The organism is Nocardiopsis aegyptia (assembly GCF_013410755.1).
GTDB lineage: Bacteria > Actinomycetota > Actinomycetes > Streptosporangiales > Streptosporangiaceae > Nocardiopsis > Nocardiopsis aegyptia.
Genome location: NZ_JACCFS010000001.1, coordinates 3,197,852 through 3,222,659 on the forward strand (window position 1 = coordinate 3,197,852; position 24,808 = coordinate 3,222,659).

The following is a 24,808-nucleotide window of genomic DNA, read 5'->3' on the forward strand; positions in this document are numbered from 1 at the left end:
ATGGCATGGCAGAGGCGAAGTGTTTGCGCGCCCTGTGTGAGAGTGAAGAGAGGAAACGTGACCGGTCACACATAGTGCGAAATCGGTGGTCGATGTGGCGGAGGCGACCCGGACCCCCAGGTACGACGAGTTCAGCAGCTACGTGGCCGAGCGCGGACCGGCGCTGCTGCGGATGGCACGGTCTCTCACCAGCAGCCACGCCGACGCCGAGGACCTGCTCCAGGCCGCGCTCGTCAAGACCTTCCTGGCCTGGGGCCGCATCTCCAACCCCAAGGCCCGCGACGGGTACGTGCGCCGTGCGATGGTCAACACCCAGATCTCCGAGTGGCGCCGCACCCGCCTCGACGTCTACCCGACCGACGAGATCCCGGAGCAGCGCGTCGACGACCCCACCTGGCGCAGCGACCTCGCCGACGTGGTCGGGCGCTCCATCGAACGCCTCCCGGACCGCCAGCGCACCACGGTCGTCCTGCGCTACTACGAGGACCTCACGGAGAACCAGATCGCCGCGCGCATGGGCGTCACGCTCGGCACCGTCAAGAGCACACTGTCCCGCGCGGTGGAGAAGCTGCGCCGCGACGCCGACCTGATCATCGAGCGCACCACGTCCTGACGCCGACTCCCAGGACTTTCGTTTTGCGCAGCGGAGCGCGGGGCCGTAGTCTGGTGCGAGCCAGGAGGATTCGCCTAGAGGCCTAGGGCGCCGCACTGCTAATGCGGTTGGGGGGCAACCCCCTCATGGGTTCAAATCCCATATCCTCCGCGCTCGGACCCAGGGCTTCTCGCATCATGAGAGTGCGAGAAGCCCTGGGTCTCCTTCATGTTCAGGGGGTGGTTGGCACAGGATCCGTGCCAGCCAAGGACTCCAGCCACCCACGCCCCGCCTTCCTGGCCACTGACCTGCGAGGATGACTCTGCAGGCAGCTTGCTCCGCCACCACATCCTCCTGCAGTGAGCTCACCGACCGTCACCAGCGGATTGGGGACAGAGCCCTTAACTTGACACACCCTACGGCGTGGGCCGACCCGCATGATCAGGAACCCGCAGGGCGAAGGGTTCTTGCGTCCCGCACGTGACAGGGGACTCCTCTCTCTCCTGGGCTACGGCAGGCAGTCCTGTCCCGTCGAGCGGTGCAGGACAACGGCTGTTCGCACGAGAGCGGATCGCTGGCGAGCGCGCCGTAGCCTCCAGGGCTTCGGAAGTGAGCGAAAACGGACACCGCAGCAAGGTCGGTCGATGACCGCTCGGGGCGCACCAACTACCCAATGGCTTCGATCATGTGGGATGGCGCCGTCTCGTATCGAACGACCGCCCATGCAGCGCCAGACACGTCGTTGTCGTATCGCTGCTTGATGTCAAGGCAGCTTCGGGGTCGCGCGCATGCCGTGGTGCACATAGCTCTCGCCGGTGGGCAACGAGTAGAACGTCACCGGGATCCAGGACGGGCTACCGGCGTACTGCACGAGGTATTGACTGTCCGAAACGGGCACCAGGGTGGTCTCGTAGACCGGTTCCGGCACCAGGCGCGCGAGGGGCCCGGTCGTCGTGTACCGGAGCCGCAGTCCGTCCGTGCCCTCTAGGATGTCGATGCGTGTCCCGGCCCGCTCGTATCGCCCGAGGTGCCGACGGGCGTCCACCGATACCGGGCCGGTCGGCGGTTGCGGGGGCTCAGGTATGGCCATTCCGGCTAGTTCGGCGAAGATCTCCCCGAACAGATCCCTGTACAGGTCCTTTGCCGCACCGCCGTTGGTGAGGAGCGTGACCGCCAGGTCCTGCTCGGGCAGCACCCGCAGGAACGCCGACTGCCCGAGCGTGCTCCCGTCGTGCCCGATCAGCCGGCGACCGTCCCAGCCGAAGCGGATCCAGCCGAGACCCCAGGAGTCCCCGAGCGAGTGCGTCTCCGGCAGCTCGACCTGCTGCTCGGTCATCGCCTGCGCCGCACGCTCCGAGAGCAGCCGCGTCCCATCCGGGGCGGTGCCACCTGTCAGGTGCAGGCGGGCGAAGGCGAGGACGTCATCGGCCGTGGCGGTGATCAGGCCGGCTGGTCCTGAGGAGCGCGGCAGGCCCCAGGCGGGGACCGGACGGGGCGGCTGACCGCCTTCGGAGTCGTGGCCCATTGCGGTGCGGAAACGCAGTGCCTCTTCCGGCAGCGTGACAGTGCGCTCGAGGCCGAGCGGGGCGCACAGCCGCTCGCGCAGCGCACGGTCCCAACTCATGCCGGTGAGCTTCTCGATGACCCGCCCGGCGAGCACGAATCCGGAGTTGCAGTACGAGAAGGTCGCCCCCATCGGATGGTTCTGCGCGGCCTCGTCCAACTGACCGACGAAACGCTCCAGACAGTCGTCGCCGCGTCCGGTGTCGGTGAAAACGTCCCCGTCGATGCCGCTGGTGTGGGTCAGAAGATGCCGCATCGTCACCCGTTGTGCCACCCGTGGGTCGGCCAGGCGCAGCTCCGGCAGGACATCGGCGACCGGGGCGTCCAGATCGAGAGCGCCCTCGTCGACGAGTTGCATCGCCAGGGTGGCGGTCCACACCTTGGTGATGGACCCGATCTGGAAGAGGGAGTCCCGCGTCGTGGTCACCCCGGTGGCCTTGTTGAGCACGCCGTGGGCGGCCACACTGCTGTGCGCGCCGCGGGCGATGCCCAGGACCGCGCCGGGTACTCGGTGCCGTTCGGCCAAGTCCGCGAGGCGCCTCTGCCAGTACCGCGCATCCACGGTTCGCTCGGCCGATTTGACGGAGGAGACCGACGCGGACTCCCCGGCGCGGTGTACGACCCAGTCCACGATGCGGCGCGCGAGGTCGGTGCGGTGCGAGGGCGGTCCGTCGAGGAGGAACCGGTGCGAGCCGCCGGGGTACAGCACCAGGCGGGTGGGCACACCCCGGACCTTCAGCGCGTCGAACCACTGCTCGGCCTGCCCGGCGGGACACCGTTCGTCGGCCGCGCCGTGCAGGATGAGCGTCGGTGTGCGCACGTTCTGCGCCCGGGAGCACGGGGAGGGTTCGACGTACCGGTCGCGGTCGAGTTGAGGAGAGACACCCGCTTCGGCGGTGGCCGACCCGTGCACCGCATCACTGGTGCCGCACACTCTGGTCGAATCACGGAACATCGCACCGGCCACTGCTGCGGTGAAGCGATCGTCGCGGCTGGCGAGGTAGCCGGCGATGCGGCCGCCGCGGCCGTACCCGGCCACGGCGAGCCGGTCGGGGTCGGCGGTTCCCTCGGCGACCAGGGTGTCGATCGGTTCGAGGAAGTCCTGTGCGTCGCCGGTGCCCTGGGCGCCGAGGGTGAAGGTGTCGCCGCAGCCGTCGCTGCCGCGCGGGTCGAGCAGGAGCACCGTCCAGCCGCGGGCGATCAGCTCCTGGTGATAGAGGTGAACGGGATCCGCCGCACCGTTCCAGGCGTCGTGCGGGCCATCGTGGATGTCGAGCAGCAGCGGCGCGGGGCCGGTGCGCTCCGGATCCCGCAGTAGTCGGCCGTGCACCGTCCCGCCGTCGGAGACCTTGAACTCCCGTTCCTGGGCAGGAAAGTGCTCCACCTCGTCGAGCGCCGCACCGTGCCGTGTGAGTACGCGTTCCTTGCCGGTGGCCGGTTCGACGGCCACGATCTCTCCGAAGCGTTCGGGCGTCGCCAGGACCACCACGACGATGTCCTCGGCGTCGGACAGACCCGAGACCATGCGGCCCACACCACCGATGAGCTGCCGCGGTGCTCCGCCGGTCGCGTCGACCGTGTACAGATGGCTACACCCACGGTCACGCACGCAGAAGAGAACGGCGCGGGCGTCGGCAGTGGCCCGGGGCGGGGCGCCAGGGCAGGCCGGGCCGCCAGGCGTCACGTCGCGGCCGAGGCCACGCACCAGGTCGACCGTGGGGCTGCCGTCCAGGGGCACGCGCAGCAAGCCGACGTGTCCCTGTTCGGTGTCGGTGCGGCCGACGACCAGCAGGGCGTCGCCTTCCGCGGTCCAGGTCGCGGTCTGGGCGATGCCCGTTCCACCGCCCACGAGCTGCGGCTGCGACCCTGCCCCGGGGGCGGACACGTCCACGACGTACACCGCGGAGCTCGGCATCATGTCGGCTGCGGGTCCGGGGGTCGCGCAGAAGGCCAGGCTGCGGCTGTCGGGTGACCAGGCCGGAGCGCCGGCGTGCCAGTCCCCATCGGTGATCTGCCGAACCCGGCGGTCGGGGAGGTCGAGGACATGCAGATGGCTGCGTACGGTGCCCTCGAGGCCACCGACGTCGACCCTGTGGTCAAGGGTGTCCACCACGACCGGCGGGGGCGCGGTCGCCTCGGTCCGGGGTGACGGCTGTCGGTCCACCGGTGCGGTGAAGGCGATCGCGGTGCCGTCCGGACTCCACACCGGTGTGCCGGCCCCTAGCGGCAACTCGGTGATCGGCTCCGGTTCGCCGCCATCGGCCGGTAGCAGACACACCTGGGCGGGGCCGTTGCCGCCTCGCAGGAAGGCGATCCGGTCGCCGTCGGGTGACCATGCGGGCGCGGTGTCGACTGGGCCGTCTGTGAGTCGGCGCGCCCCGCCGGATCCGGTCGGCACCGTCCACAGCGTCCGTTCGTCCCGGTCGTGCTCACGCTCGGCGGTACGCAGGACGTACGCCACGCGAGTGCTGTCCGGTGACAGGGACGGCTGCTCCGGCAGCGCGAGGGAGTAGAGATCGTCGATGCGCAGCGGTCGAGTCATGGCGGGCTGTCTCCTCGTGGACGGTACGGATGCGGTGGACGTGTGCGGGACGTGGCCCACGGCCGGAGACGTGAGATCGGTGCCGTTCACGACATCGCGGAGGCTGTCCGGTGGGGCCGTGGCTCCGCGACTGTGTCAGAGTCACGGGAGCGACCCGGCCCACGGTGGTCGCGGACCAGCCCGCTCCAGGTGGCCATGGAGATCCCCACTTCAGAGGCGGTGAACCGTCCAGGCCTGGAGCGATGGTGAGCACGTCGGCACCGGACGTCGACCCGCTCCCGGCCGGGCCATGTCGTCAGCGGAGTGGGTCGACGGCGCTGAGCGCCGCGGGGCGGTGACCCGTGACGATCTCCTCCGCCAGAAGCCTGCCGCTGACCGGGCCCAGGAAGACGCCCCACATCCCGTGGCCGCCGGCCACGTGGACGCGGGGATCGTTCCCGGCGCCGATCAGGGGGAGGCCGTCAGCGGTACAGGGGCGGGCGCCGACCCATTCATCCTGGCGGTCGTCGATGTGCGCGCCTCTCAGTAGGGCGCGCGCTTGGGAGACGAGGGACCGCATACGCCGCGGATCCCCGGGTGCGCCCACATCGCGGAACTCCATCGTCCCGGCGATCCGCAGCCGATCGCCGATGGGGGTACAGGCGACTTTCTGCCCTGGGAAGTAGATCGGTCCCTGAGGCAGCTGATCGACCTCGGCAGTGAACGAGTAGCCCCGTCCGGCCTGCACGATCTGTTTGACGCCTACCTGGCGGGCCAGCCGGTTGATCCACGCGCCGTGGGCGAGCACGACCGAGTCGTACTCCTCCCCGGCCACGGTGACACCGGAGCGGGTCGAACGGACCTCCTGGACCTCGACCCCCTCGACGATCCGGCCGCCTCGCGCCCGTAGTGAGTCGGCGATGGCCCGGACGTACCGGGCGGGATCGATGAACCGTTCGCCGCGGAAGCGGACCACGCGTGTGATGGCGTCGTTCAGGGCCGGTTCGGAGTTCCTGGCGTCGGCGCCGTCGAGGATCTCGAAGTCCACCGGCCGACCGGAGGCTTCGAGGTGCGCGAACTCCTCCAGCAGGCCCTTGCTGTCCCGCGCGCTCGGGAACGCCGCGGTGAGCGGGTCTGCCGCCCGGGTGCGGGCGGCAACCCCGCCGGCCTCCAGTGCGTCGAACGCGGGCAGGGCGTCCCGGATGAGCGGCAGCATTCCCTGCATCGCCTTGTTCCAGCGAGCCGACGTGCAGTTTCGGGCGAACCGCGCCAGCCACCTCAGCGTGCGCGGGTCGGCGGTCGGCGGCACGTAGATCGGCGACGACGGGCTCAGTACGGCGCGAATGCCGAATTTGAGGACCGATGGGTCGGGGAGTGGGGCGGCCAAGCTGTTCGTCAGCCATCCAGCGTTGCCCCAACTGGAGCCCGCGGCGACTGCCGAGCGTTCGAGCACGGTCACCTCGACACCGGCATCCTGGAGGAACCATGCGGTCGACAGACCGACCATGCCGGCGCCGACCACGGCGACTCGCTCGGGCGGCTTGTGCGTCGAGCGGGTCACGCCTGCCCACCGCCTCTACCGGAGTCGGCCGTACCCGCGGGTCGGCGCCCGGTCGCATGAGTCCCCGATCCGAGGGTCGGCTCGGCACGTGGGGTGTCGTACCCCGTGAGGGCGCGCGCCGTGGCCTCCTCGTGTCTGTGCGGCGAGGCCGGAAGTTCTGCGGGATGCATGTGTGTCTCCTGAAGAAAGGAATGTGCCGTGGTGAGTCTCCACGGTGAGCGGGGCTTGGAGCAGAGGAGTCCTCCCGGCGGTCGGTCATCGGCGGCGGGCCCAGGCCTCAAGTTCGACCAGCGCGCCGAACGGCAGCTCGTGCACCGCCACGCACGTACGGGCCGGGGGCTCAGTGCCGAAGACCGCGTTGTACCGCTCGTTGAAGGCGGTGTAGTCGCCCATCGTGGTCAGGTAGATATTGACCTTGACCACGTCAAAGGTCGTCAATCCGGACGCGTCCAGCACGCTCAACAGGTTGGCCAGGGCCTGTTCCGTCTGCTCGGCGGCACCGCCGTCCACCAGACGGCCGTCGAGGAGGCCGATCTGTCCGGAGATCGCCACAAGGTCGCCAGCGTCCACCGTCGGCCGAAAGAGCGGGGAGGAATTCATCGATTCGCCTCGTTTGCAGGGGTGAAGGTCGGTCGGAGCCCGTTCCGGACCACTATCGGCCTTTCGCCGCCCGAAGTCGCCCTCCAGTTGTCAGATGTCGATGGCCTTGATTTCGACGTCTGTCACGTCGGCGGCGGCTCTCTCCGGACGGGAGCGGTCCCCGGCCGGAACGGACGGCGGGCCGCTGCTCGATCACCTCTGGCGGCTCCTGTGGTTCAACGGCCTCCGGACTCCTGGCGCTGACGTTCGGGGCTCGTTCAGCGAAACGCTCGCCGCGTACCTCTTCGGGAGTCGTGGGCGGAGGGCGCATGCGCCGCACGCCTGCACGCGTCAGCCTGTCGCGTCCGCGCGTCCCATCACGTGACTGGTATCACAGGGCATAGTACGACTGGGGCGTGTTCCGTGGATGCCGCCCGTCGCGGGACGGGGGTCTGCGCCGTAGGCGTCCGTCGAGGGTGGTGGCGGGCGACGGGCGGGAGTCCCGGTGCGGCCCTCGCCAGGCCGACGAAGGACCTGCCCTACCGTTACCGTGCCCTGCTCCGCGAAACTCCGCGGCGGCGCACATCGTGGGCCCCACCTGGTTCGGCTGGTGACCGATGAGAACGCGACGAGAGTCGTGCGGGGACGTCGCGCAGTAGGGTGAGTATCCGTGTAACACGCCCTGGAAGCGCTGGCGGGAGTCGTGGGCGGGCGTAGGCCCGCGGCAGGATGGTGAGTCGTGTGTTCGAAGAGCTTCAGCGTGTGGTGGAGGCCCTCGCGCGTCGCCTCGGGCGAGCGGTCGCCGTGGACGACCTGGACTTCAGGTTGCTGGCCTATAGCGCTCACCTCGGCGAGGGCGACGAGTGGCGCACACGTGTCATCCTCGACCGCGAGGCGCCGCCCGAGGCTCTGGCGTGGTTGCGCAGCCAGCGTCTGGGACGCGCGACCGGACCGGTGCGGCTCCCGGCCGACCATGATCTGGGAATCCTGCCGCGGGTGGTGGTTCCCGTCGTGTACCAGAACGTGCGTTTCGGCTACCTGTGGCTGTTCGACGCGGAGGGGTCACTGACCGACGAGCAGCTCGGACTGGCGTCGGCAGCGGCTGCTGACGCGGGCGCCGTCTGCTTCCGCGAACGCGTCGTCTCGCGCCTGCGCACAGCGCGGGAGGGCGAGTTGGTGCGCGACCTGCTCTCGACAGACGAACAGGTGAGGGGCGTGGCCTCGGCCGGGCTGGTCGAGGACGGCTTGTTCGCGCCGCGTGGCGAGGTCACCGTCGTTGTCGCACGCCCGCTTCCAGTCGACGCGGACAGTGTCGATGAGGACGACCGGATCGCTCTCCAAGCCGCTCTGGACAGGGTCTCCGCTCGACTCGGCGATCGAGGGAGCCTGCGCGTGGTCCGGCCGGACCACGCGGTCCTGGTCATCCCGAGCGCGTCGCTGCGACGATCACCGGAGTTGCCGGAAGCCCTCAGAACGAGCTCTCTGGAATGGTTGGGCAGGAGCGCGAAGTGGCGTGATGTGCATGTCGCCACGGGCAGCCCGGCTCGCCGGCTCGACGAGGCCGTGACGTCCTACACGCAGGCGCTCGACGCTCTGCGCGTCGCGGAGGCCATCCCCTCGTTCGCCCCTCTGGTCGCACACGGGGCTCTGGGTATCTACGCGCTGCTCGCCGGCCAACCTTTCGACCAGCTCGGCGTCTACGGAGTGCCTGCGGTGCGGCAGCTGCTCGAAGCCGACCGCGAGCTCTTCACCACGGCCGAGCTGTATCTGGACAGGGCGGGTGATGCCCGGGCGACCGCCGCCGAACTCGGACTGCACCGCGCGAGCGTGTACAACCGTGTCCGCCGCATCGAAGACGTCACCGAGCTCGACCTCTCAGATGGACAGCATCGCCTCCTTCTCCATCTGGGCATCAAGGTCTCTCGACTCCTGGGTCTGGTCTGAGCCGGAAACCAGCGGGCCGGCATCCCCCGTAGCCCCGCGCACCTCATCGGCGTTCGAGCGCGGCAAAGTGGTTCGCCTGCCCCGGAAACGAGCAGGGCAGGCGCCTCCGGCCCCAGCCGCATCCGTCCGTCCCGACTTCCTCAAGGCCCCGAGGTGTCCCAGGCACGGCGGGCCGGCGCGGAGCGTGCGTGGTTCACCGATGCCGTGTCCTGCTCGGCTCACCTGCGGAGCAGGAGCCGTGGCCTCGGCTGTCCGGCCGTCTCAGGTAGTCCGCTCGTAGAGCGTCCCTACGCGGATCAGGGTGGGGCGTCCGTCCGCGTCTCGGTTGTAGAACTGCACGGCCCTGAAGGCCCCTGGACTGCCGAGGTCCATGGAGAACCGGAGCCGCTCTCCGTCGATGCAGACGAGCGGCAGGGCCTGGCCGCCACCGGTGGTGCTTCCCATCAGCCCTTCCCACGCGGCCAACGCGGGTGCGGGTGTCATCCGGAGGTGGAGCCGCCCCTCGCGCACGTCGACGCGAACCTGACCGTTCGGGGACCCGTAAATCCCGGTGAACTGCTCGTTGTCGACCTGGACGACGGGCTCCGGAGGGAACACGGGAGCCGGACTGCGGACGTCAAAACACTCCTGGAGCAGGCTCTCGCACAGCGCCGAATACAGCGCGAGCCCGGTCGTGCTGTTCGTGAGTACCGCCAGAACGGCCTTCTGCTTCGGGATGACATACAGGTTCGAGTGCATGCCGAAGTTGGCGCCGCCGTGCGCCAGGACCGGGTCGTCACCCTCCCGCACGATGGCCCAGCCGAGTCCGTAGTTCACGTACATGGGGAAGCAGCCCCAGTAGTCGTCGAACTGGGGCTCGCGCATCTGGTGAACTGCTGCGGGAGAAAGGAGTCGGTGCCCGTCGGGTGTCGTCCCCTCGATGTGCATCCGCCCGAAACCGATCAGGGCTTCGGCGTCGAGCCACAGGCGGGACCCGGCCGGACCGTTCTCGGGCCATGCGCGCAGTCGGGGGACACGTGACGCGCTCCCGGTGGCAGGGTCGACGGTGTGTCCCACGGCGGTCGAACGTAGGAGGAGCTCTTCGGCGTCGGCGGTCGCATTGAGGCCGAGAGGCCGGAGGACACGCATTTTGAGCGCACTGTCGTAGGTCTCCCCGGTCACCACTTCGACCAGGCGTCCGAGGGTGCTCATTCCCATGTTGCTGTAGGACCATCGCTCGCCAGGGATTCCCGTGACCGGCAGGGCGTGGAGTTCGCGCATCAGCCGTTCGAGCACGTCGTCGCCTGGTGCCAGGTCCGGCATGTAGTCGCCTGGCAGGCCGGATGAGTGGTTCAGCAGCATGCGCACGGTGATCGCCGCTGACCGGTCGGAATTCGCGAGTCGGAAGTCAGGCAGGTAGGTCCGCACGGGTGCGTCGAGTTCAAGAAGGCCCTCGTCCACGAGGGTCATCGCCAGGGATGCGGTGAACACTTTGGTGACGGACCCGGCGGCGAACAGGGTGTCAGGCCGCACGGGTGCGCCGGTGGCCACGTTGACCGTGCCGGTCTCGGCTTTGACAAGCGTGCCCTCGTGCCACAGGGCCGCTGAGGCGCCTACCACGTTGAATTCTCCGGCCAGCGCCGAGAGCCGGCGAGTGAGTTCCTTCGATGTCATCATGCCCACAAAGATAGGTGAGCGGACTATCGGCCACACGCGACACCGGTCTCTCTTGCCCGGTGAGTGTTTTTACATATGTCGTGCAGGCGTGCGAAGACACGGCCGACTGGTTGCGGCTTTTCTCGTGCTCGGCTCCGGTCGCAGCCGCAGTGGCCAGAAAATGACACCGCGCCCCCGATCAACGCTCCGCACTCACGACGAACGACCGGGCAGGAAACTTCGTCCTTTTACGCACCCACGGGCGATCAGCGCGTTTCGTTCACGCAGGTCGGGCAACCGGGCAGGCGAACCCCGTGGTGGAGAAACCTCTTGTAGCGAGCCTCTTCCTCGAGCGGGGCAGGCAGCTCAGCGGTCAGTAGCGGCCGCTCCGGGAGCGTGTCGCGGTTCACCAGTGCACCATCCTTGATGACGGCGTGGATGGTTCGGTAGTTCTCGGCACTCTGCAACGGGTTCTCGTCGAGGACGACCATGTCGGCGATCTTGCCCGCTTCGAGTGTTCCGAAATCGTCGTCGACCTTATAGGCCTTGGCGATGTTGCGGGTCGCGGCATGCAGTAGATCCATCGGCGCCATGCCTTTTTCTTCCATGGCTTTCAGCCAGATGAAGTGTCCTGTCGCCAACCGCCCCAGAGCTTCTTCCTCGGGCAATCCGTTCCAGGTACCCTTGATCATCGGCTCCTGCATGACCTCCGGGGCGAGAATCCCTCCGTCGTTCGCAAGGAGGATCGTCGCTCCGGAGTCGATGAGGTTGCGACAATTGGAATCCGACGCCTTCCACATCGTCCATTCAAGATCCGAAATGGATTCCTTCAGGATTTCCAGCCCGTTATCGGTCAACGGAAAGACAACGGCCCCGCAGTCTCCTTGAGCAAGCACGTCGAGGGTTTCGCGTGGAATCTCGGTAGGTCCGGTCATGTTGCAATGCTGCACGAGGTCACAGCCCGCCTCGATCGACATCCTCAGGCCCTCGACCGACGCACTGTGCGATTGCGCGGTCAGCCCGGAGCGATGAGCCTCTTCGACGATGGCGCGCTGCGTTCGCTCCGAAAATTGAATGAAGGCACCGGCGGCTGTCCCACCGTGTTCGTTCGACGCGTACTTGACAAAGTCGATCCCGTTCTCAATGTACGTGCGAACCTCTTCACCGACCGCTTCGGGCGTCATCCACATCAAATGCCGACCGGTGTTTTCGACCCATGCCGCGTTCACCCGGTCGACGAAATGTGAGCTGCCGATTCCGGGAATCCTCCCATCGAAGTCCGCGGAGAACGGACCGTCGAATCCGATGATGTTTCCGGCGCAGCGGATGCGACTGCCCACGATCTCGCCCCGGTCGATCCTGTCACGGACCGCCATGAGTGCACGCCGAGGACCCCAGGTGTCGAACACTGTCGTCATTCCGGCATTGAGCGCAACCTGGGCAGCCTCGACGATCAGGTCCTCGTAGCTTCCCTCGTATCGAACGAGTGTCTCGAAGAGGACGTTGACGAACATATGCACATTGGCATTCATCAGCCCAGGGATGATGAACTTTCCGTCGAGATCGACCGTTTTCTCGACCGCCGTAACCGGAAGCTCATCCCGTCGTCCGATCGCCGAGATACGGCCATTCTCCACCAGGATCGACTGCCCGTTCACGGCCTTTTCTGAGACACCGTCGATGACAGTCGCACCGGTCAACAGGAGTGACATCGTTTTCCTTTCATGGTCGCCTGCGCCCTTCTGAAAGAACGCGGCGCGTCAAATTGATCTTCGCCGGTCAAGCTTCCGGATATCCGGCTGGAACCGTCGCTGCCTCATGCGCGGCTGTCAATGTGCACCGGATACAGACTCGCCCTCCCCTGAGGGAGGGCGTCGCGGGCCGATGCCGCCCGCAGTGCTCCGCCGGCACCTCACTCGCCGATCCCGACACGCGCGGTACCTCCCCACGACCAGGGACGATCAGCGCCACACGTTCTGTGCTACACGGAGGAAGTTCTCACCGAGAATGCCCCGGACCGCTTCGGGTGGGTAGGAGCGATTCGCCAGTTCCGCCGCGATCTCGGGCAGTCGCTCCGGCTCGACGAAGTCGATACGATCCCATTTCTCGTAGCTCGACGGAAACAGGTCGGGATTCTGGGTCAGCTCCGCGTTGACATCGTCGGCGGCGAAGCAGAAATCGAGACCGATCCCTACATGCTCCCAGCCGACCAGGTCGACGGCGTGATCAATGTGGCGCATGAGCGCTTCGGTGCTCGTGTCGTTGTCACCCAGGAAGATGCCCACACCATTGATACCGATGACGCCCCCGGTCTCGGCGCACGCCCGGATCTGGTCGTCCCACACGTTGCGCTGATGGTCATGGATCGCGCGCGTCGCCGAATGGGAAAGCACGACGGGCGACGTCGACGCGGCGAAGAGGTCCATCGACGTGCGGTAGGAGCAATGGGTCGCGTCGACCACCATGCCCACTCGGTTCATCTCCGCCACCACCTCTCTGCCGAACTCGGTCAGACCGCCGTCAGAATCGTCGTGACAGCCCGAACCGGCTGCGTTCTGCTGGTTGTAGGTGAGCAACATGGTCCGGACGCCGAGGTCGTAGTACGTCTGTACCGTGTCGATGCGACCGCCCAGCGGACGCGTGTCCTCAAGGTCGAACGCCACGGCGAGACGTCCGGTGGCCTTGGCCCGGCGTACGTCGTCGGCCGAATCGGCCATGACATAGCGGTCCGGGTTCGTGAGCACGTGACGGCGGAAGGCGGATAGGACGCTGATCGTGTCGTCGATGTCATGTGGCGCGTACCCCACGTTCACCGACACGAATGAGGCGCCCGACTCTGCGTAGCGCCACAACTCGTCGACGCGGGTGTCCGGGTCGAGCGGAAGGCAGCAGTGCTGCTCCCACACCAGCGCTCGGGCGTACTCCGCCGCCAAATCGGGCTGCGTCGTCGCGTGCTCCTGCTTCATGGAACTCCCAGAGGCGGTAGGCGGGTCTCGTTCGAATGCTAGGACTACGCGGGACGACGGACGAGCACCATCTGTCGCATTGCGGAAGACGCCCGATCGACACATGTCGTGGGTGCCGACCCGACGGGGCCGTATCAGAGTCGGGGCCGAGACGCGTCAGTGCCGGTCACTTCCCTGTGGCGATCGAGGGACCGCCCGCGCCGACGAGCAACGGAGCCCAAAGGAAGCTCAAGGGCCTCGCTCGCCCGGGCCGCGCCACCGGCGGGCGTGGTCCTGGGGGCGTCGTGGTCACCGCCAGGCGTTACCGAACTCTGTGGTCAGTCCATCTCGGGGGCAGCGGGGGTTTCGGTACATCCACGCGAACTTGCCTGAGGTCGGGCGTCTTGTGCCGCCGTCACGGCCGGACGCCGACGCTCGGCGGGGGCCGGAACGAGTGCCCGGCACCCCGGAACGAGGCCCCGGAGAAGGATGGAACAGGCGCCGCGAGCGATTTTGGGGACGAGCAGACAGGTCGAACGTCGAGTTAGGAGGCGGTGCCCTCGGCGACGATGGCGACGAAAGCGGCGCCGAGGGAACCGGCCACCGACGAGGCTTCGCCGAGATAGCCATTCACCATCGCGCCGTCCCGCGCGATCATCAGCTGCCGCGCGACGGAGGTGACGTCCTTTGCCCCGGCCTCCCCCGCGACGTCCGCGAACGTGTCGAGCATCCATTGGCGGTGGGCGTCGACGGTGAGCCGGACCGGGTCCTCTTCGTCCGAGAACTCCGCCGCGGCGTTGATGAACGCGCATCCTCGGAATCCCGGACTGCAGCTCGCGGATCCGATCCCGCCGGCGAGCTCGCGCAGCGAACCCACAGGATCGCCCGGGCGAAGCACGCTCTGCAACCACCCGCGCTCCGCAGCGGCCTGCTCCTCCAGGTAGGCGACGACGAGGTCACTCTTCGTGCGGAAGTGGCGATAGAAGGTGACCTTCGTAATGCCGACCTGCTCGATGATGCGGTCGGCGCTCGTGGCGCGGATGCCGTGGGCGTAGAACAGCTCGTTCGCCGCGGCGAGGATGCGCGCACGCGTGGCCGACCCCGACGTGGTGCGCGTTGACGGCTCGGCGGTATCGGCGTGCATGTCTCTGCTCCGGTTCTGGTTCTGGCTGGTTGCGTCAGTGCTGCGGACAGTCTATGTTCATCTATGTAGACGTACTAGTAACTCTACATCAGCGACTCAAAGGAGACATCATGTCCGCACCCCTGTACACCACCGTCGCGACCTCGACCGGCGACGGCCGCGCCGGAGGGCGTGCCGTGACCGACGACGACCTGCTCGACGTCACCCTCGCCATCCCGGCGTCCATGGGCGGACCAGGCGGCGCGACCAACCCCGAGCAGCTGTTCGCAGCCGGCTGGTCGTCGTGCTTCCACTCGGCGCTGAAGTTGGTCGCTTCGCAGCGCAAGGTGCAGCTGGTCGACTCCGCCGTGGCCGCCGAGGTCTGGATCGTCAAGACGGAAACAGAAGGACTGGGCCTGAACGCCGCGCTGCGGGTACACGTCGGCGGCGGCCTGGCCCCCGAGACCGCCGAGAGCCTCACCGCGGCCGCGCACGAGGTGTGCCCCTATTCGGCGGCCGTCCGCGGCAACGTTCCCGTCACCATCACCACTACGGCCGCCTGACCATCACCCTGCTTCCCGAAGGAAAAACATCATGACCACCACCCAAGCGACCTCCCCGTCGACGTTCAGCCAGGCGCTTCGCCGCCTCTACCTCCTCCGCTTCGCCTTCGCCGTCGTCTGGTCCGGGCTCCTGTTCACGACCTCGACCATGGCCGGGCCCATCCTGACGATCGTGTTGATCGTCTACCCGCTCTTCGACGCGGGCGCCGTCCTCTGGCAGCTCCGGGCCGAGCGGGACTCCCAGCGGTCGAAGGCCACAGAGTGGGTCAACGTGGTGGTCAGCGTTCTCGTGGCCATCGCACTCGGCGTGGCGTCGACCGTGTCCATCGCCGCGGCCCTCGCCGTCTGGGGCGCCTGGGCCATCGGCTCCGGCGTGCCCCAGCTCATCACCGCCGTCCGCAACCGGCGCTCCGGAGGCCAGGTGCCCCAGATGCTCAGCGGCGGGATCTCGGTCCTGGCCGGCGGCGCGTTCCTGTCCCAAGGGCTGCAGGGCGCCGCAGACATCGTCGGAGTCGCCGGCTACGCCACCATCGGCGGGCTCTTCTTCCTGATCTCCGCCATCCGCCTGAGCATCGTGATGCGCAAGCACGCAGCCTGAGGGTGACGTCGAACCACGAGGTCGAGCCGACCTCGGTCAGAGGTGAGGAGGTGGCTCCGGGTGACTTCCCCGGAGCCACCCGCAGGGCCTCAGGCAAGGCGCTTGGTGTTCCCCTGTGAGCCGTGTCCCGACAGGTCCGACAGCGACGCGGCGGTCTCGGCGACGAGCGGTCCGAACTCCTGAGCCGACTGCGAGTTCAAGCGGAAGGACGGACCTCCGATGGTAAGGGCGGCGACGACGGTACCGGTGGAGTCGAAGATGGGCGCCGCGATCGAGTTCAAGCCCTTCTCCCGCTCCTCCTCGGTCAAAATCCAGCCCTGTTGACGGACTAGTTTCAACTGAGCTTCGAGTTCGGGCGGGAATTCGACTCCGGCGCCCTCGTTCATCTCGACGAGCACCGCGCTGAGGAGATGTCGGTCGTAGGCCAGGAACACCTTTCCGGCGGCAGCAGCGCGCATCGGCATGACCTGCCCGACGTAGCCTCGAAAGATGATCGATTGGGTGGACAGCTTGACCGCGACGGCCACACGCGTTGTGCCGCGCGGAATGTACACACCCGCCGTCTCGCCCGTCTGGTCGCGAAGACGCGCCGCCGCCTGGTTCACCGCTTCCAAAAAGTCGGAGCCGGCCGTCGCGGCCGCCATCCACGTGAGCACCCGCAACCCGATGCTGTAGGAGTCCCCGTCCTTGTGGAGCAGTTCCTGCGTTGTCAGCGTGTTGACCAGCCGGGCCACCGTGGACATCGGCACTCCGGTCAGCCGGTGCAGTTCTCCGACAGAGAGGTGGGTGCGCTCCGGTGTGAAGCAGTCGAGGAGCTTGACCGCCTTCTCGATCACGAGTACCGAGGAAACCGCCGCCATGCCACTCTCCTTTGTCCGTCAGGCCAGTTCGACCGCTCGCAGCCGCTGCACGTTCCTTGCTCTCGTTCGTACGGCCCCGGCGCGCAGTCTAGTCCGCTCAGCGGCCGCGGTCGGACGGCTCCCGCCGCGTGTGCGCACCCGGCCATGTTGGTCACGATCCGTTGTATCCATAGCGATCCGCGGTCCAGCGTTCGATCCGCGTGAGGACGACAGTGGGGGCGAGTGCGATCGCCGCGATCAGGATTACTTCGCCGGCGATGTTCTCCATCCGGCCGGTGGAGACGTTTCGCAGGAGCTCCTGCCCGACGCCGGAGGACCCCGCGAACATCTCGGCGATGATCAGCCCGAGGAAGGTGAATCCGAAAGACAGCCGCAGGCCGGTGGCGATCGCGGGCAGCGCGGACGGCCAAACGATCTTCCTCATCACCTGGATCTCACCCACTCCCAGTGACGATGCGAGCTTCAGATGGGTGCGCGACACACCGTGTGCCGCCTCGGCCGCGATGATGAACATGGGCAGGACACCGCACGCGAAAGCGAACGCGCCACGGCTCACGTCCCCCAATCCCAACAGAAGCAGGAAAATCGGGAACAGGGTCACTTTGGGCACGGAGTTCAACGCGTGGACCAGAGGCAGGATCGCGCGGGACCAAAAGGCGCGCACACCCAACAGGGTGCCGGCGATCGCCCCGACGGCGGCAGCGGCGGCGTAGGCGAGCACCAGGACTCGGACGGTATCCAGGACGCTCGCCTGGAATCCGGAGTTGCCGAGTTCGGCCCAGAGCCCCGCGACGGCCGCGGCGGGAGTGGGGACGATGGTGCTCTTCAGTGCGGTCGCGATCGCCCACCAGCACGCCACTCCCAGGGCCGCGAACAGGACCGGCGGCCAGAGGCGATCGATTCGATGGGTGAGACCGGTACGGCGTTGCGGAACCGCGGAGAGCTCGGTCACCGCTGCCTCCAATCGATGGCGGAACCCAGTCGGTTGACGACCAGGATCAGTACAAGGGCGAGGAGGGAGACGAGGAGGATTCCGCCGTACATGTCGGTCGAGTTGAAACCGGTGTACGCGCGGGAGATGAAATGGCCGGCTCCCCGGGTGGACAGGATGAACTCGGTCGCCAACACCGAGATGACGGCATAGGACAGCGCGAGTTTCAGGCCGGAGATGATATCCGGCAGCGCGGACGGCACCAGGATCAGACGGAAGTGCTGGAACCGTGTGAGGCGCAGCGAACCCGAGACCTTCACGACCGAGGCGGAGACAGAGGAGAATCCGTCCCGTGCCCGTGCGATGACCACGACCGCGCTGAACGACGTGGAGATCACGATGATGGGCGCCAGTCCGGTGCCGAGAAGTACGACCAGTAGCGGGTACATCGCAAAGGTGGGGACCGCGTAGAAGACCGAGACGTACGGTTGCAGGGCCAGGTCGCACCACCTGAACCGATGCATCGCGTACGCGGTGACCACGCCGAGGACCGCGGCGGCGACGAAACTGACGCCGATCGTCAGCGCCGTCCATGCCAGGTCGTCCCGCAAGAACGCAGGTTCGGTGATGAGTTCACCGGCACGGGTGGCCATCGTGGTGACGGGCACGAGCTCGAAGGGGGTCGCCAGGATGAAGCGCGCATACACCTCCACGCCGGCCAGGAAGAGGATCAGGACGAGGACGCGCCACATCGGAGCCGGCAGACCGAGTGAACGGTCCTGGTCCAGACGCAGGTAGCCCGGGAGTGCGGTTCGGGGTGCCAGGTGACGGACACGGGTCATGATGTGGACCTCATCGATGTCGAGGCCTGATCGCGCAGCGTTCCCCAGATCCGCTCGGTGGCCCCGATCGCGGTCGGCGTCGTCAGGGTGTCCTCCGCACGCGGGCGGGGCAGGTCGATGCGGATCTCGTCGAGGAACGTCCCGGGGCGGGCACCCATCACCAGGATCCGGTCCGAGAGCAGCACTGCTTCCTGAATGCTGTGGGTGATGAAGAGGACGGCCGTCTCGAGCCGTTCGACGACGGCCAGCAGCTCGAAGGCCATGAGCAGGCGCGTCTGTTCGTCGAGGGCACCGAAGGGCTCGTCCGCGAGGATGAGATCCGGCTCCATGATCAGGGCGCGGGCGATGGCGACGCGCTGCCGCATCCCACCGGAGAGCTGCCCGGGGTGGTGTGAGGCGAATCCCGCCAGTCCGACCTTGTCCAGGAGGGCCTCCGCCCGTTCCCTGCGCTCGGCGCGCCGCACGCCCTGGACCTCCAGAGGGAATGCCACGTTGTCGAGAACCGTGCGCCAGGGGAGGGTGGCCGAGTCCTGGAAGATGATCGCCGTGTGCTCCCGCGGAGCCCGGAGGGGCTCGTCGGCCACCCGTACCGACCCCGAGGAGGGAACCTGCAAACCGGCCACGAGTTCCAGCAGGGTGGACTTGCCACAGCCGCTCGGACCGACGATCGAGACGAACTCTCCCTGGTCGATATCCAGGTCCACCGGACCGAGCACCCTGGTGCTTCCGAACGCGCGAGTCGCTTGCCTCACGTGCACGTGGCTCATGGCCGTTGACGGGCTGGAACCCGCAACGGACGTTGCGGATCTTTCCTGGAAGGTCACGGTGTTCACCTTTCTGTGGTGGGTCGGTCGATGGTCACGAGCAGTCGGCGGGAAGGTCCGCCACCGCTCCTTGGGGGAGGAAGCGGTCATCGATGAGCGTGCAGTAGTCGACGTCGCCCTCCAGGCCGCTCAGCTCGGCGGACGTGGTGCCCGCTTCGAGTGACCGGGCGTCGAAACCGACGTTCCAGGCGGTCGCCTCCGTCGCGTCTCGCACGACCTCGAGAGCGACGTCCGTGGGGACGTCGACGTGCTCGGCATAGATGTCGGCCGCCACGTCGGGGTTCGCGGTGGCCCATTCGATCGCTTCCTGGTAACCGGCCAGGACAGCCTCGACGACGTCGGGGTGCGACTCGGCGAACTGAGGGCTCGTGGTGATCACGCTCGTCTGGAACTCGTCGATGTAGTCCTGGGTCTCGACCACGAGTTTGAAGTCGTCCTTGCTGTGGGCCGCCAGAGTCGGTGGGAGCCAGGCGACGTCGACCTCTCCGGCCTCCAGCAGTGCGACGCCCTCCCCCACACCGCCCGCGGCGACCCGTTCGGCATCTGACGGCAGGCCGGCCACCTCGGGAAGCATGAACGACAGAGCGTAGATCGAGGAACCGGAGTTGGTGTAGGCCCAGGACCGGATGTCCGCGAGTTCGTCGACCTCGTCGTTGTCCCTGAGCGCGTAGAACTCTCCCCCGTAGGTGTTCTGCACGCCGCCGCCGACGGCCAGTACGGGCACGCCCTGCCGCGCGGCGTCCAGGACGGAGTTGTAGCCGACCTCCCCGATCGGAAGGTCGCCGGACAGCTGTGTCCGTAGCGTCGCGCTCCCACCGCTTCCCGCCACGATCTCGCCGATCTCGACACCGCGCTCCTCGAAGAACCCCTGGTTCCTTCCCACGAGCCACGGGATCGAGAAGTACTCGTTGGCCGCCAGCACGGCGACGTCCAACTGGTAGGGATCGCCCGTGTCGGCTCCGTCGCTCGACGCGGAACACGCCGTACCGAGACCGAGGAGTGCCGTCAGCCCGAGGGCGCCCAAGCGGATCCGTGTGTGATTCATTGAAGCCCTCTCAGTCACATCGTGGTTTGCACTACCACATCGTGGTGTGACTGTACTCACACGCCCAACGCCTGTCAACGGCGTCTGCGCAGATGATGGCGAAATTTGCCCGAGCCCTAGCGTCAGCCAATTGACTGATATATGGTTCCTAAAACCACCATGCGGTGACCAACAAACGAAAGGAAGTGAGTCCATGGGCAGGCACGACATCAAGGGCGACGCGCAGAGGATCTACGAGACCGTGGTGGCCGGAGGGGCGGTCATCATGCCTGGCGACGTCGGATACGCGGCGACGGCCACTTCCTCGGAGGCCCTGCTGCGCCTGTTCCGCGCCAAGCGGCGCGCCCCGCACAAGCGGCACGCCATGGGCGGCAACTACGCCCTGCACCGCGAAGTACACCAACTCGACCAGCAGGAACAGGACATCATCGACGCCGTGGTCGTCGACGCGGGACTCCCTCTGACGATCGCGGCCCGCTACGACGCCTCCCACCCGGTGGTGGCGGCCATCGAACCGGAGACCCTGGCGGCCAGCACCGTCGGTGACACGCTGGCGATGCTGGTCAACGGTGGTGCGTTGCACGACGAGGTGGTGAGCATCGCCCATCGCCACTCGGTGCCCCTGCTGGGATCGTCGGCGAACCTGACCGGAACAGGGACGAAGTTCCGTGTCGAGGACATCCAGCAGCCCATCATCGACGCGGTGGATCTGGTCGTGGACTACGGACTCCGCAAGTACCACCACTACGGCCGTTCATCGACGATCATCGACTTCTCCACCATGGAGGTCGTACGTGTCGGCACTTGCTACGAACTGATCAGCGACATCTTTCAGCGGCAGTTCGGGATCGGCCTTCCCTCCGACCCCGGTCGGGAGACGCTGCCCTCGGGCCACCTGCGCGAGCAGGCGTCCGCCGGTTGATGATCTGCGCCATGACGACGATCGACAGCCAAGGAGGGCAGGTGCGCCGTGCTCGGTGACCTCGGTTCCGACACCCCAGGGAAGAGCCTGCGGGAATTGCTCGCCGCGCCGGGCCTCCTCGTGGCGCCCGGTGTCTATGACGGCCTTTCGGCCGCCCTCGTCCAGTCGGCGGGCTTCGACGCCGCCTACATGTCCGGGGCGGCCGTGGCGGCCTCCGCCGTCGGCCTGCCCGACATCGGCCTGGCGACACTCACGGAGATGGTCGCGCAGGCCGGGGTCATCAAGCGGCGGCTCGGGGTGCCGCTGATCGCCGACGCCGACACCGGCTTCGGCGACGTGAAGAACACCTATCGAGCGGTCCGGGAGTACGCACTGGCAGGAGTCGCCGCAATTCAGATCGAAGACCAGGTCTTCCCGAAGAAGTGCGGCCACCTGGACGACAAACGGGTCATCGAGACGGAGGCGTTCGTCGACAAGATCTCCGCGGCTGTGGACGCGCGGGGCGACAGCGGCCTCCTGATCGTGGCCCGAACCGATGCGCGGGCGACCCACGGCTTCCCGGATGCCATCGAGCGGGCGAAGGCCTACTCCGCGGCGGGCGCGGACGTCATCTTCGTGGAGGCCCCGCAGTCACGCGACGAGATCCGGGCCATCCCACGGGAGATCGATGCCCCGGTGCTGTTCAACCTCGTGGCCGGCGGCAAATCACCGGCGGTGACGCTCTCCGAACTCGAGGCCTTCGGCTACGCGCTGGTCATCATCCCCGGCGCGTGCGTGGGCCCCGTCGTCTCCTCGGTGACGGAGGCGCTGCGCTCTCTCCGCCAGGGCGACCCAGAGCCCGGTAGCGGGGTCGCGCCCCGCGAGCTCTTCGACACGTTGGGCCTGCCGTTCTGGGAGGCCCTGCACGAGACCCATGACAGGGGGGCCGAAAGTGCCTAGGACGATGATCGAAAAGATCCTGGCCGGGGCGGCGGGCGTCGACGACACCACCCCAGGTGACATCCTCACCTGCGACGTCGACATGACGGTGCTCATCGACGTGCAGTTCGCCATGAGCAGGCTGATGGACGTCATCGCCGTGCACGACCCGGACAAGGTCGCGATCGTGATGGACCACGCCGTCCCCGCGCCCACGGTCCGCGACGCCACCCACGGCACCCGAGCACGCTCGTTCGCCCGAGAACACGGCATCGAACGTTTCTACGACATCGGTCGACACGGCATCGTGCACCAGGTCATCGCCGAGCAGGGCCTGGCCACGCCGGGCTCGGTCGTCGCCTGCACCGACTCCCACACGTGTGCGGCGGGTGCCTTCAACGCCGCGGCGCGCGGCCTGGGCCCCGCCGAGATCCTGCAGATCGTCTGCACGGGCAAGACGTGGCACAGGGTGCCACCCACGATCCGTTACGAGTTCGTGGGGACGAAACCGGACCACATCAACGGCAAGGACATCTTCCTCGCCATCGCCGCGCACTACGGTGACGCGACGGACCACGCCATCGAGTTCGGGGGCCCGGGACTCGCATCGGTACCGATGACGGACCGCCGAACGATCGCGACCCAAGGTGCCGAGGTGGGAGCCGACTTCACCCTGTTCCCCGCCGACGACATCTGCGTCGACCACATGCGCTCGGTCGCGCCCCACCTGGTCGTGACCCCCTTCGACGCCGACGACGATGCCTCCTATGCCGCGGTACGCACGATCGACCTCGGCGACATCGACGCGATGGTGGCCCGTCCGGGAACCGTCATCGACAACGCGGTGCCTGTGACCGACCTGGAGTCCACGCCGATCCACCAGGCCTTCATCGGCTCGTGTGCGAACGGTCAGCTGGCGGACCTGCGGGAGGCCGCACGCATCATCGCCGGACACCGGGTCGCCCCCGGAGTACGGTTGATCGTGACACCGGCCTCGCAACAGGTGTACCTCGAGGCCGTCGAACGCGGGTACGTGACGACACTGATGGAGGCGGGAGCGGTCGTCACGAACTCCACCTGCGGAGCCTGCTTCGGCTACGCCATGGGCGTCCTCGCACCGGGCGAGGTGTGCGTCACCGCCAGCACCCGCAACTTCCGGGGGAGGATGGGCAGCACGGACGCGTCGGTCTACATGGCCTCGCCCGCGACAGTCGCCGCGTCGGCCGTCGCCGGTCGCATCGTGTCCCCCGCGTTCCTGATGGAGGGGATGCCGGTATGAATGTGCGAACCGACCTCTCGGTGACCGGCCGGGCCTGGGTCTTCGGAGACGACGTCAACACCGACGATATGTATCCGGGCTTCGCGATGAAGCTGCCCATGGCCGAGGCCAGCCGCTTCATGTTCAACGCGACGCGTCCGGGCTGGTCCGACCTCGTCGAACCCGGGGACGTCGTGGTGGCCGGACGGAACTTCGGTCTGGGCTCGAGCCGCCCCGTGGCCGAACTGTTCACCGCGCTGGGCGTCACCGCGCTGATCGCCGAGCAGTACAACTCGCTGTTCTTGCGCAACTGCCTCAACCTCGGGCTGCCGGCCGTCACCGTTCCCGACGCGCGGGCGTTCGTCTCCGAGGGCGACGTGGTGTCGATCGATGTCGAGCACGGCGTCGCCATGAACGACTCCACAGGCGTCGAACGCGCGTTCACCAGGTTTCCGGGCTTCTTGGTCGACATGCTGAGGAGCGGTGGACTGATCCGCCAGCTCGAAGTGGCCGGGCACCTCCGACCGCCGACCGGGGGCCCGGCGTGAGCCGGGCGGGGCGCGGGCACGATCCCGTGTCGTCAGCCCCAACACCCGCGGCGACCAACGAGGGCATCGCGGAGCCGCTCGCCGTCGAGGAACTGGGCAGCTTTCACATCGGTGGCCGCGAGGCCACACTCTCCGGACTCGACACGCGGGAACTGCGCGTGACCCCGGCGGCACCGGCGATCGAGATCGACCCCAACGGTGAGTTCGAAGTGGAGCAGATGTACGTCCAGTACGTGCGGCTTGCATCCCCCCGGGCCCGCTACCCGCTCCTGATGTGGCACGGCGGCGGCCTCTCGGGCGTCACCTGGGAGACAACACCTGATGGCAGGCCGGGGTGGATGAATCTCTTCCTACGCTACGGCCACGACGTCTACGTGTCCGACGCCGTCGAGCGTGGCCGGGCGTCATGGGCCCGGTTCCCGGAGATCTTCGCCACCGAGCCCTTCTTCAGATCGAAGCAGGAAGCCTGGGAGGGCTTTCGCATAGGTCCGTCATGGACCGGCGATCCCGGTGAACGGATCCCCTATCCGGATTCCCAGTTCCCTGTCGCCTCGTTCGACCGGTTCGCCAAACAGTTGGTCCCGCGCTGGGCGACGAACGATCCGTGCACACAATCGGCGTACGACGAGCTGGTGCGGCACGCCGGTCCCTGTGTGATCCTCGCGCACAGCCAGGGAGCGGTCTTCGCCCTGCGGGCCGCGGCGGCGGCGCCCGAGACGGTGAAGGCCGTCGTCGTGCTGGAGCCCGGCGGCGCTCCCGATCCCAGGCACGAGGACATTTCCGCGATGCGCAATACACCGGTCCTCTGTGTATGGGGTGACCATGTCGAGGACCACGAGGTGTGGTCGGATCTGCGTCGTTCTTGCGAACGCTACTGGCATGCGCAGTCCGACCAAGGTGGCATCGCCGACACGATCGATCTGCCCGAGGAGGGCATCAGGGGCAACTCACACCTGATCATGATGGATCGCAACTCCGACCTCATCGCTGCCAGGGTCCAGCAGTGGCTGGAGTCTCGTGGCTTCATGAAGTAGCT

Annotated in this window: 21 protein-coding genes and 1 tRNA gene; 10 read left to right on the forward strand and 12 right to left on the reverse strand. The window is 67.6% G+C overall.

Translation table 11 applies throughout. From position 1 onward, the window contains the following. The first annotated feature begins 94 nt into the window (after positions 1 to 94). Both HNR10_RS14360 and HNR10_RS14365 read left to right on the forward strand, forming a co-directional pair. Entirely contained in the window at positions 95 to 613 is a 519-nt protein-coding gene (locus HNR10_RS14360) for a SigE family RNA polymerase sigma factor (protein ID WP_179829736.1), read from the forward strand. Positions 614 to 676: 63 nt separating this feature from the next. Next, positions 677 to 763 (forward strand) — tRNA-Ser (locus HNR10_RS14365). Positions 764 to 1,355: 592 nt separating this feature from the next. Here the strand turns inward: HNR10_RS14365 and HNR10_RS14370 are convergent. From HNR10_RS14370 to HNR10_RS14380, 3 genes are all read right to left on the reverse strand, one after another. Further along, positions 1,356 to 4,697: a serine hydrolase gene (locus tag HNR10_RS14370; protein ID WP_179823916.1), complete on the reverse strand. Its 3,342-nt coding sequence runs from the start codon at positions 4,695 to 4,697 to the stop codon at positions 1,356 to 1,358. A gap of 295 nt (positions 4,698 to 4,992) precedes the next feature. Next, positions 4,993 to 6,237 (reverse strand): NAD(P)/FAD-dependent oxidoreductase, encoded by a 1,245-nt coding sequence (locus HNR10_RS14375; protein WP_312889266.1) that lies wholly within the window; start codon positions 6,235 to 6,237, stop codon positions 4,993 to 4,995. A gap of 255 nt (positions 6,238 to 6,492) precedes the next feature. Then, on the reverse strand, positions 6,493 to 6,837 hold the full coding sequence (locus HNR10_RS14380) for a RidA family protein (RefSeq protein ID WP_179823918.1): 345 nt from the start codon (positions 6,835 to 6,837) through the stop codon (positions 6,493 to 6,495). 720 nt (positions 6,838 to 7,557) lie between these two features. On the opposite strand from HNR10_RS14380, the gene HNR10_RS14385 reads away from it, so the two are divergent. Beyond that, a complete protein-coding gene (locus tag HNR10_RS14385; RefSeq protein ID WP_179823920.1) occupies positions 7,558 to 8,760 on the forward strand; it encodes a PucR family transcriptional regulator in 1,203 nt (400 codons plus the stop codon). A 261-nt stretch (positions 8,761 to 9,021) separates the two neighbouring features. Here the strand turns inward: HNR10_RS14385 and HNR10_RS14390 are convergent, their stop codons facing one another. From HNR10_RS14390 to HNR10_RS14405, 4 genes are all read right to left on the reverse strand, one after another. Beyond that, on the reverse strand, positions 9,022 to 10,416 hold the full coding sequence (locus HNR10_RS14390; protein ID WP_179823922.1) for a serine hydrolase domain-containing protein: 1,395 nt from the start codon (positions 10,414 to 10,416) through the stop codon (positions 9,022 to 9,024). A gap of 245 nt (positions 10,417 to 10,661) precedes the next feature. Beyond that, positions 10,662 to 12,107, reverse strand: coding sequence for an amidohydrolase family protein (locus HNR10_RS14395; RefSeq protein ID WP_179823924.1), 1,446 nt, complete (start codon positions 12,105 to 12,107; stop codon positions 10,662 to 10,664). A gap of 249 nt (positions 12,108 to 12,356) precedes the next feature. Further along, on the reverse strand, positions 12,357 to 13,361 hold the full coding sequence (locus HNR10_RS14400) for a dipeptidase (protein WP_179823926.1): 1,005 nt from the start codon (positions 13,359 to 13,361) through the stop codon (positions 12,357 to 12,359). Positions 13,362 to 13,884: 523 nt separating this feature from the next. Beyond that, positions 13,885 to 14,484 carry a TetR/AcrR family transcriptional regulator gene (locus HNR10_RS14405; protein WP_179823928.1) on the reverse strand — a complete coding sequence of 200 codons (600 nt, stop codon included), beginning with the start codon at positions 14,482 to 14,484 and terminating at the stop codon, positions 13,885 to 13,887. A gap of 110 nt (positions 14,485 to 14,594) precedes the next feature. On the opposite strand from HNR10_RS14405, the gene HNR10_RS14410 reads away from it, so the two are divergent. Together HNR10_RS14410 and HNR10_RS14415 are read left to right on the forward strand one after the other, a co-directional pair. Further along, positions 14,595 to 15,026 carry an organic hydroperoxide resistance protein gene (locus HNR10_RS14410; protein ID WP_179823930.1) on the forward strand — a complete coding sequence of 144 codons (432 nt, stop codon included), beginning with the start codon at positions 14,595 to 14,597 and terminating at the stop codon, positions 15,024 to 15,026. Between the two features lie 31 nt (positions 15,027 to 15,057). Beyond that, positions 15,058 to 15,624: a DUF308 domain-containing protein gene (locus HNR10_RS14415; protein WP_179823932.1), complete on the forward strand. Its 567-nt coding sequence runs from the start codon at positions 15,058 to 15,060 to the stop codon at positions 15,622 to 15,624. A gap of 89 nt (positions 15,625 to 15,713) precedes the next feature. Here the strand turns inward: HNR10_RS14415 and HNR10_RS14420 are convergent, their stop codons facing one another. The 5 genes from HNR10_RS14420 to HNR10_RS14440 all read right to left on the reverse strand — a co-directional run bounded on the left by HNR10_RS14420 (position 15,714) and on the right by HNR10_RS14440 (position 20,126). Continuing rightward, entirely contained in the window at positions 15,714 to 16,484 is a 771-nt protein-coding gene (locus tag HNR10_RS14420) for an IclR family transcriptional regulator (protein ID WP_179823933.1), read from the reverse strand. A 151-nt stretch (positions 16,485 to 16,635) separates the two neighbouring features. Next, positions 16,636 to 17,436 (reverse strand): ABC transporter permease, encoded by an 801-nt coding sequence (locus HNR10_RS14425; RefSeq protein ID WP_179823935.1) that lies wholly within the window; start codon positions 17,434 to 17,436, stop codon positions 16,636 to 16,638. Then, a complete protein-coding gene (locus HNR10_RS14430; protein ID WP_179823937.1) occupies positions 17,433 to 18,257 on the reverse strand; it encodes an ABC transporter permease in 825 nt (274 codons plus the stop codon). Before HNR10_RS14430 ends, HNR10_RS14425 begins: the two co-directional genes overlap by 4 nt. Then, positions 18,254 to 18,961 carry an ABC transporter ATP-binding protein gene (locus tag HNR10_RS14435; RefSeq protein WP_218897772.1) on the reverse strand — a complete coding sequence of 236 codons (708 nt, stop codon included), beginning with the start codon at positions 18,959 to 18,961 and terminating at the stop codon, positions 18,254 to 18,256. Before HNR10_RS14435 ends, HNR10_RS14430 begins: the two co-directional genes overlap by 4 nt. Before the next feature lie 154 nt (positions 18,962 to 19,115). Further along, positions 19,116 to 20,126 carry an ABC transporter substrate-binding protein gene (locus HNR10_RS14440; protein ID WP_179823941.1) on the reverse strand — a complete coding sequence of 337 codons (1,011 nt, stop codon included), beginning with the start codon at positions 20,124 to 20,126 and terminating at the stop codon, positions 19,116 to 19,118. A gap of 193 nt (positions 20,127 to 20,319) precedes the next feature. On the opposite strand from HNR10_RS14440, the gene HNR10_RS14445 reads away from it, so the two are divergent. The 5 genes from HNR10_RS14445 to HNR10_RS14465 are packed head-to-tail and all read left to right on the forward strand — an operon-like array spanning position 20,320 to position 24,806. Further along, entirely contained in the window at positions 20,320 to 21,048 is a 729-nt protein-coding gene (locus tag HNR10_RS14445; RefSeq protein WP_179823943.1) for an L-threonylcarbamoyladenylate synthase, read from the forward strand. Between the two features lie 48 nt (positions 21,049 to 21,096). After that, the gene (locus HNR10_RS14450) at positions 21,097 to 21,987 is read left to right on the forward strand and encodes an isocitrate lyase/PEP mutase family protein (RefSeq protein WP_179823946.1); all 891 of its coding nucleotides are present in this window, start codon (positions 21,097 to 21,099) and stop codon (positions 21,985 to 21,987) included. A 4-nt stretch (positions 21,988 to 21,991) separates the two neighbouring features. Beyond that, on the forward strand, positions 21,992 to 23,245 hold the full coding sequence (locus tag HNR10_RS14455; protein ID WP_218897774.1) for a 3-isopropylmalate dehydratase large subunit: 1,254 nt from the start codon (positions 21,992 to 21,994) through the stop codon (positions 23,243 to 23,245). Continuing rightward, positions 23,242 to 23,772 (forward strand): LeuD/DmdB family oxidoreductase small subunit, encoded by a 531-nt coding sequence (locus HNR10_RS14460; RefSeq protein WP_179823950.1) that lies wholly within the window; start codon positions 23,242 to 23,244, stop codon positions 23,770 to 23,772. Before HNR10_RS14455 ends, HNR10_RS14460 begins: the two co-directional genes overlap by 4 nt. Then, entirely contained in the window at positions 23,769 to 24,806 is a 1,038-nt protein-coding gene (locus HNR10_RS14465) for an alpha/beta hydrolase family protein (protein ID WP_218897776.1), read from the forward strand. Before HNR10_RS14460 ends, HNR10_RS14465 begins: the two co-directional genes overlap by 4 nt. Positions 24,807 to 24,808: the final 2 nt, after the last annotated feature.

What these genes read in the sequence shown, in the direction of transcription:
- HNR10_RS14370 (WP_179823916.1), bottom strand. Translation starts at nt 4,697, where the DNA reads ATGACTCGACCGCTGCGCATCGACGATCTCTACTCCCTCGCGCTGCCG.
- HNR10_RS14380 (WP_179823918.1), bottom strand. Translation starts at nt 6,837, where the DNA reads ATGAATTCCTCCCCGCTCTTTCGGCCGACGGTGGACGCTGGCGACCTT.
- HNR10_RS14390 (WP_179823922.1), bottom strand. Translation starts at nt 10,416, where the DNA reads ATGATGACATCGAAGGAACTCACTCGCCGGCTCTCGGCGCTGGCCGGA.
- HNR10_RS14395 (WP_179823924.1), bottom strand. Translation starts at nt 12,107, where the DNA reads ATGTCACTCCTGTTGACCGGTGCGACTGTCATCGACGGTGTCTCAGAA.
- HNR10_RS14400 (WP_179823926.1), bottom strand. Translation starts at nt 13,361, where the DNA reads ATGAAGCAGGAGCACGCGACGACGCAGCCCGATTTGGCGGCGGAGTAC.
- HNR10_RS14405 (WP_179823928.1), bottom strand. Translation starts at nt 14,484, where the DNA reads ATGCACGCCGATACCGCCGAGCCGTCAACGCGCACCACGTCGGGGTCG.
- HNR10_RS14410 (WP_179823930.1), top strand. Translation starts at nt 14,595, where the DNA reads ATGTCCGCACCCCTGTACACCACCGTCGCGACCTCGACCGGCGACGGC.
- HNR10_RS14415 (WP_179823932.1), top strand. Translation starts at nt 15,058, where the DNA reads ATGACCACCACCCAAGCGACCTCCCCGTCGACGTTCAGCCAGGCGCTT.
- HNR10_RS14420 (WP_179823933.1), bottom strand. Translation starts at nt 16,484, where the DNA reads ATGGCGGCGGTTTCCTCGGTACTCGTGATCGAGAAGGCGGTCAAGCTC.
- HNR10_RS14430 (WP_179823937.1), bottom strand. Translation starts at nt 18,257, where the DNA reads ATGACCCGTGTCCGTCACCTGGCACCCCGAACCGCACTCCCGGGCTAC.
- HNR10_RS14440 (WP_179823941.1), bottom strand. Translation starts at nt 20,126, where the DNA reads ATGAATCACACACGGATCCGCTTGGGCGCCCTCGGGCTGACGGCACTC.
- HNR10_RS14445 (WP_179823943.1), top strand. Translation starts at nt 20,320, where the DNA reads ATGGGCAGGCACGACATCAAGGGCGACGCGCAGAGGATCTACGAGACC.
- HNR10_RS14455 (WP_218897774.1), top strand. Translation starts at nt 21,992, where the DNA reads ATGATCGAAAAGATCCTGGCCGGGGCGGCGGGCGTCGACGACACCACC.
- HNR10_RS14460 (WP_179823950.1), top strand. Translation starts at nt 23,242, where the DNA reads ATGAATGTGCGAACCGACCTCTCGGTGACCGGCCGGGCCTGGGTCTTC.